The organism is Microbacterium sp. (assembly GCF_039812165.1).
Lineage (GTDB): Bacteria > Actinomycetota > Actinomycetes > Actinomycetales > Microbacteriaceae > Microbacterium.
Genome location: NZ_JBDIAB010000012.1, coordinates 1 through 12,417, shown reverse-complemented (window position 1 = coordinate 12,417; position 12,417 = coordinate 1). Strand labels below are relative to the sequence as shown.

Below are 12,417 nucleotides of genomic sequence, written 5' to 3'. Positions count from 1 at the left end.
CCGCGGGGGAGACGCGCGTAGGTGGAGGGGAAGTCCGTCGATGACGGTGCGTGAAATCCTTGGCGTCATCGCCAGGCGATGGTATACCACCGTTGTCGCGCTCGGCCTTGCAGCGTTCCTGGCGTGGACCCTCCTCCAAGACGGCGGGATCTACTCGACGCGTGCCGTCGTCGACTTCCGCTGGCCCGGCGCGGCGCGCATCGAGCCCGACAACGGCTTCACCAACGAGAGCGTCATCTCCTTCGCCGACATGGTCGCGCGTAAGGTGAACGACGGTCATGAGCCGAGTCACTACTCGCAGGACGATGCGCCGCTCTATGGGGCGGGCATCCGCGAGACCGAGCTGGTCGGCGTGGCGTTCTCCGGCAACCAGTGGGTGACCGACAACCCGGTGGCGGCCGTCACCGTCCAGGTGGTCGGCCGTTCCGCCGCCGACGTGCAGTCGAGGCGGACCGCCCTCATCGATGAGGTCGTGCAGACCGCCGAGGCGCTGCAGGCGGAGGTGGGAGCGTCCGCCGTCGACCACATCATCTGGGAGATCGAGCCGCTGCCGACGGCGATCCAGTACATTGAGCCGACACGCGTGAGCCGGACGGCGGCGCTGGCGGCGATGGGCGTAGCAGGTGTGATCGGCGGCGTGGGTTCCGCGCTGCTGTGGGAGAGGGTGGCGAGATACCGCCGTAGCCGTGCGGGTCGAACCGCGGGAGGGATGACGGCATGAAGCTTGCCGATGTTTTGCGGATGATGTTGCGACGCTGGTATATCGTCGTCCCCGGCATCCTCCTTGCGATAGCCAGCGCGGTGGGCGCCTGGAATGTCGTCCAACCCGAGTACGAGCGGCAAGGCTCGCAGATCGTGCTGCCCGGAATGAGCTCGCTTCCGGAGGGGGCGACGAACCCCTATCTGTACCTCAGCGGGCTCGCCCTGCCCACCGACATCGTGGCGCAAGCCGTGATGGGTCAGAACGTCTTGAACGACGTGCTCGAGAAGTATCCCGACGCGACCGTCGAGGTGGCGAGGACGGGGACCTCGGCCCCGATCATCACCGTGACCGTCACGGCCCGCTCGGACGCCGACGCCGAGAAGCTGCTCGCGACCATGATGGATCGGACCGTCTCCACCCTCGAGTCGATGCAGGTGGCCGAAGGCATCGAGGAGGGCTACCGGCTCTCGATCACCACCCTCGCCGTCGACGCCGAGAGCAGGCCGATCCAGCGCACGCGCATGCTCCTCACGGGCGGGGCGGCGCTCGGCGTCCTCGTCGTGATGCTCTCTCTCGCCGCCCTCGTGGACGGTCTTTCGACGCGTCGACGTCGTGTGGCAGGCCGTCGTGCCGGTGAGGCCGCATCGGCTCCGTCCGACGACACGACGTCGGACGCCGCCGACGACGACGTGCCGGAGACCCACGATGACACGGTGCCGTCCGCGCTCGACGGCACGTCTGTGCGGTCCGAACGCGGCAGCGGGTGACGATGTCGACGGTCGGCCAGCATGCGCCGGTGCCGGCGGTGGAGCATGCGGGACTCGTTCGGGCGAACGGCGTCGGCGACGCCACCAGCCTCGTCACGATCTACATCGTGCTCCTGTTCGGGATCCCCTCGAACGTGACGATCAACGGGCTGGGGTCCCTCGGACGCCCGGCCCTGCTGTGGGGCCTCGTGCTGTTCGCGTTCTGGATGCTGTCGCGGCTTCAGTGGCGCAACGTCGACGTCGACCGGATCTCGCAGCCGGTTCGCATCGCCTTCGTCGTCTATCTCGTCATCGTGCTGGTGAGCTTCTCCGCCGCGATGCTCCGCGGACAGCCCGCCGATCAGATCAGCCCGGCGATGAGCTGGATCGTCAGCCTCGTCTCGTCGGCCGGCGTGCTGCTGGTGATCCTCGACGGTGTGAAGACGATGCGCGATGTCACTCGCCTGCTGCGCCGGATCGGCATCGGTGTCACCTTGCTCGCCGTGCTCGCGTTCCTGCAGGTCCTCACGGCGCAGTACCTCCTCGACTTCTGGGGTTCCGTGCCCGGGTTCACGCTCGGGTTCGGGGGCGTGGCGGAGCGAAACGGTCAGATCCGGGCATCGGCCACGGCGACGCATCCACTCGAGCTCGTCACGACGCTCAACGCCGGTCTCTCGATCTGCGTGGCGGCGGCGTTGAGCCGGGGGTTCCGCTCCCGCGGGTCGGGCGGAAGCGGATTCTGGTGGTGGGTGGCGACCGCGATGCTCGCGCTCGTGGCGCTCACCGGTCTCTCCCGCTCGGCAATGATCGGCTTCGTGGTCGCGGTCGTGGCGATGTTCCCGGCGGTGCCGCGCCGGCACCGCCTTTCCGTGCTGGCAGGCGGAGTGCTCCTTGTCGGTGCGCTCATCGCGGTCGTTCCGGGCCTCGCCGGAGCGACGACGAGGCTCTTCACGGGCGTGGCGGAGGACGGCAGCACGCTCTCGCGCACGGACGCTCTCGCGCGGTTGACGGAGTTCATGTCGGGCTCGCCGCTCATCGGTGTCGGCTCCGGAACCTTCTTGCCCCGCTACTACATCTTCGACAACCAGTGGGCCATCACGGCGATCGAGCTGGGTGTGCTCGGGGTCACGGCCTTCGCCGCCATCTTCGCGACGGCCATGTGGAGTGCCTGGGACGCTCGCCGGAGGAGCACCTCGCCCGACGTGCGGCTCGCGGCCCACGCGCTGGCGGCATCGGTGCTGATCATCGGCCTGCTGTTCGCCTTCTTCGACGGGCTCGCGTTCCCGATCGCCGGAGGCCTGCTGTTCGTGCTCGTCGGCCTCTGCGGTGCGATCCGCACCGTCGCCGTCGCGGACGCGGGTCATCCGGTCTGGGGCGACCAGCTCGAGGTGTTCCCCGCGCCGCCCCGCGCCGAGAGCGGTCGGCCTCTGGCGGGCGCGGAACCGCTCGATTCGACGTCGCATGTCGTACGGTCGACCACCCGTCGATCGAAGCGATAGGCGCCGCGGGCCGGCCTTTAGCCTCGCGTGCTCACTCGGCTGACGCCTCGGGGGAGGCCGGCGCCTTCTCCGCCTCGAGACGTCGGACGACGCGAGCGGGGTTCCCGAGCACGACCGTGTCGGGAGCGACATCCTTCATGACGACGGAGCCGGCGCCGACGATCGCGCCGCGGCCGATGGTCACACCGGGCAGGATGACCGATCCTGCGCCGATCCATGCGCCGTCCTCGATCGTCACCGGTTCCACGACGAGCTCGCCGCCGGCACGGTTCTCCGGTCCGCCCTCTTCGTGGGTGCCGGTGATGACGAGGACGTTCATTCCGAGCGCCACCTTCTTGCCGATGACCACGGGGGCGGAGCCGTCGAGGAAGACGCCGCAGTTGATCGAGCTGCCGCGCCCGATCACGATCCGCCGACTGCCGACATAGCCGCCGGAGTCGATGAGGCAGCGCTCGACACGGAGGCCGGTCGCTCGTAGGAACAGCCAGCGCGCGTGCTCGGGAACGAGCTCGGAGGCGACGAGGCCGTTCAGCCAGATGTTGAACAGTCGGCGGCGCGCGAGCATGAGGAGCAGTCGCCCGGTCTTGCGAAGGTTTCCCACCGGACAGATCATAGACGGGATCGCCCCCCACATCGATCGTGACGAGACGCGCGGCCGGCTGTGCATGGTATTTTGCTCCTGGGGAACCAACGGGAGAGCCGGTGCGCGCCGGCTGGACGATCGTCACCGGATCGGTCCGGACGTTGACCGGGGGATGGATGACACGTCGAATGCCGCGTGCCGGCGATCGTGACGGCCGTGCGGATGCCGTCGCCGCAGAGTGCGAAGGGCGTCCGGATGGTGGGCGCGAACGTGTGCTCGGGTCTCGCCGGTTCCGAAGGAGACGACCATGCGAAGGACTGAGGCGGACGGGAGCGTGTGGCGTGAGGAGCAGCGGATGAGCGGTCGCTTCGTCGGTAAGGACGGCCATGCCGACGTCGCGGTCATCGTGGTGACCTACCGCTCCGCCACCGACCTGGACCGTCTCATCGCTTCGCTGCGCGGAGAGGCGAGCGGCCAGAGCCTGCGTGTGATCGTCGCCGACAACGAGTCGCCGGACGACACCCTGGCGGTCGCTCGCGCGCACGCCGACGTCGTCGCACTGTCCACCGGCGGTAACCTCGGCTACGCGGGCGGCATCAACGCCGCGATGACGGCGGCTGGCGACGCCGATGCGATCCTGGTGCTCAATCCCGATCTCGTCGTCGAACCGGGCGCCATCGCAGCCCTGCGACAGCGGATCGCACAACGCGGGGTCGGCATCGCCGTGCCGACCGTGCTCGACGGTTCGGGCGCCCTGTCGACATCGCTCCGACGCGAGCCTTCCGTTCTCCGCGGCCTGGGTGACGCCCTCCTCGGGGGGAGGTTCCGCGGACGACCTGCGGCGCTCGCCGAGATGGTGCTCTCGCCCGACGAGTACGAGTACGCGCATCCGGTCGATTGGGCGACCGGGGCTGCGATGCTGATCTCGCGGGAGACCGCCGACGCGGTCGGCGATTGGGACGAGAGATTCTTCCTCTACTCGGAGGAGACGGACTACTTCCGTCGTGCGCGCGAGTCCGGACATACGACCTGGTTCGAGCCCGAGGCGATCGTCCGCCACGCCGCCGGGGGTTCGGGCTCGTCCGTCGCCCTGGAGCAGCTGCTCGCCGTCAACCGCGTGCGGTACTTCGCCGGGTATCACGGCCGCGTCGCGACGTTCCTCTTCCACGTCACCGCGGTTCTGAATCATCTCGTGCGGTCCACGGATCCGACTCACCGGGCGGTCCTCCGTGCCGTCGCCTCGCCTCCCACGTGGGCGGCGCTTCCCAAGGCGAGCAGGGCTCGCGCAGTCCAGAGCGATACCACCAACGACCTCGGAGGAGCGGCCCGATGAGCCTCGCCATTCTCACGACAAGCCACAGGCCGGACTTCCAGACCTTCGTGCGTCTGCACGAGTCGGTGGTACGTCATACCGACCCTGCGGTGCGTCACATCGTCGCCGTACCAGGCATGGACGTCTCGCTGTTCGAGTCGATCGGGTCCAGCCGTCTGGACGTCGTGAGCGAACGCGAGGTCCTTCCGCGACGGTTCCTCTCCACGACGGGGCTGGCACGCATTCCGCGGATTCCTCGGGGGTTCCGCGTGGCGGCCGTCAACGCCACCCGTCCTTGGCCGCCGATCCGCGGCTGGATCCTCCAGCAGATGGTGAAGCTGGCGGTGGTGCCGGAGCTCGGCGTCGATGTCGCCCTCATCATCGACTCGGACGTGCTCCTGGTACGGCCGCTGGAGGAGTCGGCGTTCCGTAACAGCGACGGCGTCGTGCGGCTCTACCGGCTGCCTGACGGCATCACGCCTCAGATGCGTCGTCACCGCGCGCAGCGCGACAAGGCGCTCGAGCTGCTCGGCGTCGACGCGATGGAGACGGACTCCCCCGACTACATCGCCGGCATCGTGAGCTGGGATCCCCCGCTCGTGCGCGACATGCTGACGAGGATCGAGGAGACGACCGGCCGGCGGTGGCAGGACGTCGTCGGAAGCAGCCTCGACTTCTCCGAGTTCATCACCTATGGCACGTACGTCATGACCCTCGCAGATCCCGCCCGGCGCGCGTTCATCGGCACGCGCAGCTACAGTCACAGCCACTGGGGGACGACTCCGCTGACCATGGGGACGGCGACCGAGTTCGTCGACGCACTGCCGTCGGACGATCTCGCGGTGCATGTGCAGTCCAACTCGTCGACAGACGAGGCGGTGCTCCGATTCATCGCGGAGCGGGCGGCCGACAAGTGAGCCCGGCGCCCGAGACGAGCTCGCCTCCCCTGGTGCCGCCCCTTGCCTGACGGTGCGCAGGTCGCCCGCGGCATCGGTCGACCGCGATGGGCAGTCATCGGTCTGATCGCCTACGTGGTCGCCGTCGTCGTCGTGGTCTTCGCTCCGGTGTCCTACTCGAGCATCACCGCGGCGATCGCGCACTGGCTGGGCGATGCACTGGGAGTGCCGGCGTTCGGCGCCGGTTGGGTGGAGTTCACCGGGAACGTGCTCATGTTCGTCCCGCTGGGTCTGCTGCTGACCGTCCTGCTGCGTCGTCACTGGAAGGGTGCGGCGCTCGCCCTCGTGTTGTCGATAGGCGTCGAGCTCGCTCAGGTGCTCCTGCCGGCGCGGACGCCGAGTGTGCGAGACGTGCTCGCCAACGCCCTCGGCGCCGCGATCGGCGCTTCGTTGGCGTGGGTGATCGTGTCTCGAGCGGAGCGTCGACACCGCCGAACCGATCGGACCTAGCCGATCAGTTCCGCACGACCGAGGGCGACCAGGCGTGCTCGACGAAGACCTTCGGCGACGCCGCGCCGTCGACGTCCAGCGCCCACACGTCGGTGTCGCCGGGGGCGTCGTCACGCGGCATCCCGTAGAGGATCGTCTCGTCGTCGAGCCATTCGATCTGGTCGTCGACGTTGCGGGTCTCGGGGAGCAGCCGCACGTCGCCGGTCTTCAGGTCCATGATCGCCGGCGTCCAGTGCACCGTCGGGCCCGACCCCGCCGTGACCTTCTTGAAAGCGATGCGCTTGCCGTCCGGCGAGAGCGACGGGCACTCGACGTCGTCGGCGATCGTCGTGAGTGTCCGTGCCGCCAGGTCGCCCTTGATCAGGTAGGTCTTGCCCTCGAGGGTCATGCCGGCGGTCGCGTAGAACGTGGTGTCGTCGATGAACGTGACACCCCAGAAGTTCCGATCCGTCGGCGCGGACTCCACGCCCTCGCGGATGAACACGAACTCCTCGAGGCTGCCGAAGCTCTCGCCGTCGCGGGTGCGGATCATCGTCTCGGTCGAGAACCCGATCGTCGCATAGGAGTGCCCGGTCACGAACGCGGTCGTGGCGATGAGCTCGCCATCGGCCGAGATGCGCGTGCGGCTCGGGATGCCGGGCAACGGCCACGTGCCGACCTGGGTGGCGTCATTCGCGTAGAGGCTGGCGACGAAGGTGGGCGCGATCCCGCGCTCGGTGCGGAGGCAGACGAACTCGTCATCGACGGCGTCCACGCGGTCGCAGGCGACGTCCGTCACCGCACGCGGGCCCGTCGGATCGTCCAGGGCGACGCTCGCGACGTGGCCGTAGCCCTGGCCGGCCGCGGTGTTCCGGAAGACCAGCCGATCCTGCGCGGCCCACCCGTGGTCGGTGGTCGTCTCCGCGCTGCTGGGAGCGTTCTGGCGGGCCTGGAACTGCTGCCAGGCGAACCAGCCCACGAGAGCCGTGGCCCCGAGCGCCACGATCGACACGCCGATGACGAGCAACCACCTCAGACGTACGCTCACAGTGCACCATCCTCCTCGGCGTCCGAGGACCGCGCGGACGAGGCCGCCCCGCCCGGGGCACCCAGATACGGGCGCAGGAGGATCGCGACGAGCGGGATCGCGACGACGAGCAGCCCCGCGACCACGAGCAGCGACGTCTCGCGACCGAGCGCGAACCAGAGGAACCCGAAGCCCGCCGCGGCGACGAAGCGGGTGAGCGCGACGACGGTCTGTGCGGCGGCGATGCCGGTGCCGCGCGTCTCCGGGGTCGTCAGCTGCGCGGCGAGCGCGGCCAGCACGCCGTCCGTCGCGGCGTAGAAGGCACCGAGGAAGACGAGGCACAGGACGGTCGCGGCGACGTCCGCGACGGGCAGTGCGGCGACGACGTACGCCGCGAGCAGTCCGACGTGGCCGAACACGAACACGCGGGCGCGGCCGATGCGGTCGGCGAGGCGCCCGAGCGGGATGGCGAGCGCGAGGAAGGCCACGTTGGTGCCCACGTAGAGCAGCGGGAACCACTGGGCGGCGAAGTCGCTGCGCGACTGCAGGACGAGATAGACGAAGCCGTCGCCGATCGTGAGGAGGCCGAGGATCCCCGCAGCGGCGAGCACGCGTCGCATCGGGCCCTTGGTGACCACCGCCCAGTCGAAACGCGCGCGCGGAGCGGCCGCCGTGTCGCGGCCGTCGTGCTCGTCGGACGGGGCCTTCGCGCGCGTCCGTACGTTCGGCACGATGAGGACGAGGATGACCACGCCGATCGTCGCGAACGCGAGAGACGCCACGAAGACCGTGTGGAAACCGTCCGGGATCAGCAACAGGATGAAGAAGGCGAGCAGCGGCCCGATGGCCGCGCCGATGTTGTCGAGCGTGCGGTGGACGCCGAAGGACGTGCCGAGGTTGTCGGGACGGGAGGTCGCCGTGATCAGCGCGTCACGCGGGGCGGTGCGGATGCCCTTGCCGATGCGATCGGCGGTGATGACCGCCGTGATGGCCGCGAAACCCGACGCGAAGAGCAGACCTACGCGCGCGACGGCCGCGAGCCCGTAGCCGACGAACGCGACCCACTTCGGCTGATCGTAGCGGTCGGAGGCGTATCCTCCCGCGATGCGGACGAGGGCGGAGACCCCCTGGTAGAGCCCGTCGAGGAAGCCGAAGGCGATCGTCGAGAGCCCGAGCACCCCGGTGATGTAGAGCGGCAGGATCGCGGCGACCGACTCCGAGGAGATGTCGGTCAGCAGCGAGACGATGCCCAGGCTGATGACCGTGGACGAGACGGTGCGGGCGCCCGGTTTCGGTCCCGCGGCCTCACCGTCGGCGGGCGGCGTGTTCGAGAAGGAGATATACACGTGGGATCAGTGGATTCGGATGGCGAGCGTGGGCTATTCGGTGCGGAACGAGCCGAGGATCGTGTAGACGGTGCCCGTCCCCGACTCCGGAGAGAAGGCGAGGGTGAGCGACGTGTGCGGACTCGCGTAGGCCGCGCCGTTCCCGTTCGTCGTGCCCTGGTCGATCAGGCCGAGCTGGGCCCACACGTCGCGATAGTGGGCGACGATGCTCTCCGGCGAGGCATCCGTCCTGGCGACGAGGGTCACCTGCATGACGGAGCCCTCGGTGGCGAGCGCGCTGCTCACGATGTCGGAATCGGGCGCGGGGCCCATGATCTTCGCCGGGAAGCCCTCGACGAGCTTGCGGTTGGCGGTCGCCGACTCGGGCAAGGGCGCCGAGACGAGCGGGGCGGCGACGGGCAGCGGGGGGATCCGGCCGAGGTCGGGGCGTCCCGCTGCCGGATCCTGGACCTCGGAGCCGGTCGTCGGGGTGGCTCCGGGCAGGGGGCCCGCCGTCGGTGTCGCAGACGGGGTGGGTGCCGTGTCGCCGCCCCTACCGGCGGTGGCCAGCCATACGGCGACGACCAGCGCGATGGCGACGACACCGCCGACGAGCCAGAGCACGCGGCGCATCGCCGGCGTCAGCCGTGTGGTGTCAGCATTCTTCTCGGACACGGAGTCGTCTCCGGATACCGTCGGCCGATCGTTCATCGCATCCCCCCAGATGGCGTTTCCTGTTCTCCGTCGAGGAGAGCCGGTCCTTCAAAGATACCGGCCGCACGGAAGCGGCACGGACGTTCTCGGTGTCGCGCGGCCGCAGGCCCTGGTCGACCGCGCTTCTCTCAGAGCCTGACCGCGCGCGAGGAGCGCGGAGGTCGGTGCCTCGTCGCTCGTCACGACGCCTCGCCTCGCGTGGATCGGCGTGTGCTCTCGTCGCGGCCCCAACTGTCGGCCTTGGGCTTCCGGCGTGCGAGCAGGCCCGCGGAGAGCGTGATGACGACGTAGGGAACGGCGGCGAAGACGAGCCGCGGCTCGGGGACGACGACGTCGCGGAACCACGACCACTTGTTCGAACGCCGAACGGAGGCGTTCACGGCTCCCGCATCGGAGGCGTCGCGCATCTGGGCGTTGCCACGACGGACGCGCGTCAGTCGCCTGAGAAGCTGTCTCGTGGTGTGAGGCGCTTCGACGAAGATCTGGACGTCGCGGACCTCGCTCTTCTCGTCCTCGGTGAACTGGGCGTCGAGGAAGAGATCGTCGGCGACGAGGTCGGGGAAGGCGTCGAATCGTCGACGTCCGGCTTCCGACACGGCGATCATCCCTCGGCCGAACAGGCTGTTCCGGAACACCGGCAGCCGTTCGTTGATCGCGAAGTACGCTCTGACAGGCCAAGGGCGGCCCGTCGTGTCGATGCGTCGGCGGGGAGCCACGGCGAGCGGCGCGGGAAGACCGTCGAACCGCGAGAGCACGGCGTCCAGCCCACCAGGAGGGACGACGATGTCTGCGTCGAGGTAGACGCGGGGGAAGCCTGTGGCGATCTCGTCGGCGGCGTTGAGCGCCCCGGGCTTTCCCGGGTCGGGTCGGTCGACGACGACGACTCCTCGACTCGCGGCGATCTCAGCCGTCCGATCCGTGCATCCGTTCGCACTCACGATGATCTCGATCTCGCGGCCACTGCGCTCCGCGAGCAGCGCATCGAGGCACGAGGCGATGACCGCCTCTTCGTTGTGAGCGGCGATGATCACGCTCACCATGTCGTCGTCGATCCGGTCATCGTCTCCCCCTGAGAATCGCGTCAAATCTACCGGGCCGCGGACGGAAGCGGGGAGGGGCCCACGGTCGTCTCACCCACGCGCAGAACGCACGGGGGGAGTCTGGGCTGAGATACGACCGTGGGCCCCGGCTTCACGCCGAGGGTCTCGTACCGACTCAGGCTTCCCCAAGCCTGAGTCAGTACGCGCCCTTGGGAGCGACCATGACCTGGGCGGTACGCCACATGATCATCAGGTCGTTCGTGATCGACCAGTTCTCGACGTAGCGGAGGTCGAGACGGATGCTCTCCTCCAGCGAGAGGTCGCTGCGGCCCGAGACCTGCCATAGTCCGGTGATGCCCGGCTTGATGTACAGGCGACGGAAGATCTTGCCCTGGTAGTCGCTCACCTCACGAGGCAGCGGCGGGCGCGGGCCCACGACGCTCATGTCGCCGGTGAGCACGTTGAAGAACTGGGGCAGTTCGTCGAGCGAGAACTTGCGCAGCACCTTGCCGACGCGAGTGACACGCGGGTCGTCCTTCATCTTGAAGAGCAGCCCGTTGCCCTCGTTCAGCGCCTGCAGCTTGGCGAGCTCCGCCTCGGCGTTGACCTTCATCGTGCGGAACTTGATCATCTGGAACTCGCGGCCGTCGCGGCCGATGCGGGTCTGGTGGAAGAACACCGGACCCCTCGAGTCGAGCTTGATCGCCAGCGCGATGAACGGCGCCACGATGGCGACCGGGATGAGCGCCATCGTCGCGAAGAGGATATCCACGGCGCGCTTGAGGGAGTGCTTGCCGCCCTCGAAGTCGGGAATCGCGACGTGGATGAGAGGGAGCCCGTCGATCGGGCGGAGCGAGATACGCGGACCGGCGACATCGGTCAGGCGGCTGGAAAGAATCAGCTCCGCCGCGGTTCCCTCGAGCTCCCAGCTGAGACGCTTGATGAAGTCAGGGTCGGAGTCGGGCCGGCTCGCGACGATGATCGTGTCGGCGTGCAGCTCCTGGGCGTGCATCGCCGTCCGGCTCATCGCGCCGACCACGGGCACCGTGCGCCCGTCGACGCGGACCGGGCTGATGTCGTCGTCGGAGACGGTCGTCCCGATCACGATGTAGCCGCTCTTGCCGTTCTGGTCGAGGTTGCGGATCACGTACTCGACGTCGTCCCGCGAGCCCGCGACGATCGCACGGGACGCGTAGTGGCCGTAAGCGCGCTGACCGGTGAGCCAGCGCCGCCAAGACCAGCGGCCGACGAGCATCGCGAACAGTCCGATCGGAAGCGCAAACAGCAGTTGCGGCTGGATGCCCTGCCACTGGAAGGCGACGAAGAGCATCGCGAGGAGGCCGAAGGCGAAGCCGGTGGCGTGCGCGACGCGCTTGTACTCGGTGGCGCCCGAGCCGAAGACCTCGGTCGCGCGCGAGTGGTTCAGGCGCAGCATGACGAGCCATGCGAACGCCGTCGCAGCGGCCACGCGGGCGAGCGCCCACACGTCGTGGCCGGCGAGGACGGAGTCCACGCCCGCGGTGGTCGCCGTCGCGGCGAGCACGATCAGCGTGTCGGTCGCGTGCACACGACGCGCATAGCGGCGCTCCCAGCGACGACGGCGCTCGAGCCCCGGCTGCACTCGCGGTGCGGTGGCCGGATCGTACTCTGCACGGACGGCTGCGACACTGCGCTTCGATGCGACGACAGGAGCGTCGACAGCGGTCAGCAACTCTTCGCCCGGCGCAAGCGCGACGCGCGACATTTCCCCAATTGCCATGTTGTTCCCCAGAACATGGACAGAACCGGTTCCCGCCGGCACTGTCGTCCCCAGTGGCGCACACGATTTCCCAGTCGTGCGTGAGGGCCCAGATCCTCACTTACGCCGCGACCATCATACCCAGAAGGTGCGACGTCCGGAAAAACCGATACCGCCTTGCACGACATCCACGGTCAAGGGCCGGTCGTCTCGGCGTGTTTGTGTGGGAACTGTACAAACGGGCGGCCCGCGAGCACCTCGCTCACCGCGGCTCTCGACCAGGCGGGGACGAGGTCCCGCGGGCCGGAGGGCGGGTTGCGGGCGTGCCCGTCGTCCGGGGAACGG

At 69.0% G+C, this 12,417-nt stretch carries 13 protein-coding genes; 7 read left to right on the top strand and 6 right to left on the bottom strand.

The features are described 5' to 3' along the window. The first annotated feature begins 40 nt into the window (after nt 1–40). The 3 genes from WML84_RS02420 to WML84_RS02410 are packed head-to-tail and all read left to right on the top strand — an operon-like array spanning nt 41 to nt 2,948. Complete coding sequence (locus tag WML84_RS02420) at nt 41–721, top strand: hypothetical protein (protein ID WP_347344569.1); 681 nt, start codon at nt 41–43, stop codon at nt 719–721. Beyond that, nucleotides 718–1,470, top strand: coding sequence for a hypothetical protein (locus WML84_RS02415; RefSeq protein WP_347344568.1), 753 nt, complete (start codon nt 718–720; stop codon nt 1,468–1,470). Before WML84_RS02420 ends, WML84_RS02415 begins: the two co-directional genes overlap by 4 nt. Nucleotides 1,471–1,472: 2 nt before the next feature. Then, nucleotides 1,473–2,948 carry an O-antigen ligase family protein gene (locus tag WML84_RS02410; RefSeq protein WP_347344582.1) on the top strand — a complete coding sequence of 492 codons (1,476 nt, stop codon included), beginning with the start codon at nt 1,473–1,475 and terminating at the stop codon, nt 2,946–2,948. Between the two features lie 31 nt (nt 2,949–2,979). Here the strand turns inward: WML84_RS02410 and WML84_RS02405 are convergent, their stop codons facing one another. Then, the gene (locus WML84_RS02405) at nt 2,980–3,549 is read right to left on the bottom strand and encodes an acyltransferase (protein ID WP_347344567.1); all 570 of its coding nucleotides are present in this window, start codon (nt 3,547–3,549) and stop codon (nt 2,980–2,982) included. 337 nt (nt 3,550–3,886) lie between these two features. On the opposite strand from WML84_RS02405, the gene WML84_RS02400 reads away from it, so the two are divergent. The 3 genes from WML84_RS02400 to WML84_RS02390 all read left to right on the top strand — a co-directional run bounded on the left by WML84_RS02400 (nt 3,887) and on the right by WML84_RS02390 (nt 6,249). Continuing rightward, nucleotides 3,887–4,864 (top strand): glycosyltransferase family 2 protein, encoded by a 978-nt coding sequence (locus WML84_RS02400; RefSeq protein WP_347344566.1) that lies wholly within the window; start codon nt 3,887–3,889, stop codon nt 4,862–4,864. Next, nucleotides 4,861–5,760: a DUF6492 family protein gene (locus WML84_RS02395; RefSeq protein ID WP_347344565.1), complete on the top strand. Its 900-nt coding sequence runs from the start codon at nt 4,861–4,863 to the stop codon at nt 5,758–5,760. The genes WML84_RS02400 and WML84_RS02395 overlap by 4 nt, the downstream gene beginning before the upstream one ends. A 114-nt stretch (nt 5,761–5,874) precedes the next feature. Beyond that, nucleotides 5,875–6,249: a VanZ family protein gene (locus tag WML84_RS02390; protein ID WP_347344564.1), complete on the top strand. Its 375-nt coding sequence runs from the start codon at nt 5,875–5,877 to the stop codon at nt 6,247–6,249. A gap of 4 nt (nt 6,250–6,253) precedes the next feature. On the opposite strand, the gene WML84_RS02385 is transcribed toward WML84_RS02390, so the two are convergent. The 4 genes from WML84_RS02385 to WML84_RS02370 form a co-directional block, all read right to left on the bottom strand. Further along, a complete protein-coding gene (locus tag WML84_RS02385; RefSeq protein WP_347344563.1) occupies nt 6,254–7,276 on the bottom strand; it encodes a hypothetical protein in 1,023 nt (340 codons plus the stop codon). Further along, nucleotides 7,273–8,601 carry an MFS transporter gene (locus WML84_RS02380; protein ID WP_347344562.1) on the bottom strand — a complete coding sequence of 443 codons (1,329 nt, stop codon included), beginning with the start codon at nt 8,599–8,601 and terminating at the stop codon, nt 7,273–7,275. Before WML84_RS02380 ends, WML84_RS02385 begins: the two co-directional genes overlap by 4 nt. 33 nt (nt 8,602–8,634) lie before the next feature. Continuing rightward, a complete protein-coding gene (locus WML84_RS02375) occupies nt 8,635–9,255 on the bottom strand; it encodes a hypothetical protein (RefSeq protein WP_347344561.1) in 621 nt (206 codons plus the stop codon). Between the two features lie 218 nt (nt 9,256–9,473). Beyond that, nucleotides 9,474–9,674, bottom strand: a complete 201-nt coding sequence (locus WML84_RS02370; protein ID WP_347344560.1) for a hypothetical protein — start codon at nt 9,672–9,674, stop codon at nt 9,474–9,476. A gap of 81 nt (nt 9,675–9,755) precedes the next feature. On the opposite strand from WML84_RS02370, the gene WML84_RS02365 reads away from it, so the two are divergent. Then, entirely contained in the window at nt 9,756–10,367 is a 612-nt protein-coding gene (locus WML84_RS02365; protein ID WP_347344559.1) for a hypothetical protein, read from the top strand. Nucleotides 10,368–10,530: 163 nt separating this feature from the next. Here WML84_RS02365 and WML84_RS02360 read toward each other — a convergent pair whose 3' ends face one another. Then, nucleotides 10,531–11,901, bottom strand: a complete 1,371-nt coding sequence (locus WML84_RS02360) for a sugar transferase (protein ID WP_347344558.1) — start codon at nt 11,899–11,901, stop codon at nt 10,531–10,533. Nucleotides 11,902–12,417 lie beyond the last annotated feature (516 nt).

Excerpts from the sequence above, each read along its gene's own strand:
- WML84_RS02420 (WP_347344569.1), top strand. The coding sequence starts at position 41 with ATGACGGTGCGTGAAATCCTTGGCGTCATCGCCAGGCGATGGTATACC.
- WML84_RS02415 (WP_347344568.1), top strand. The coding sequence starts at position 718 with ATGAAGCTTGCCGATGTTTTGCGGATGATGTTGCGACGCTGGTATATC.
- WML84_RS02410 (WP_347344582.1), top strand. The coding sequence starts at position 1,473 with ATGTCGACGGTCGGCCAGCATGCGCCGGTGCCGGCGGTGGAGCATGCG.
- WML84_RS02400 (WP_347344566.1), top strand. The coding sequence starts at position 3,887 with ATGAGCGGTCGCTTCGTCGGTAAGGACGGCCATGCCGACGTCGCGGTC.
- WML84_RS02395 (WP_347344565.1), top strand. The coding sequence starts at position 4,861 with ATGAGCCTCGCCATTCTCACGACAAGCCACAGGCCGGACTTCCAGACC.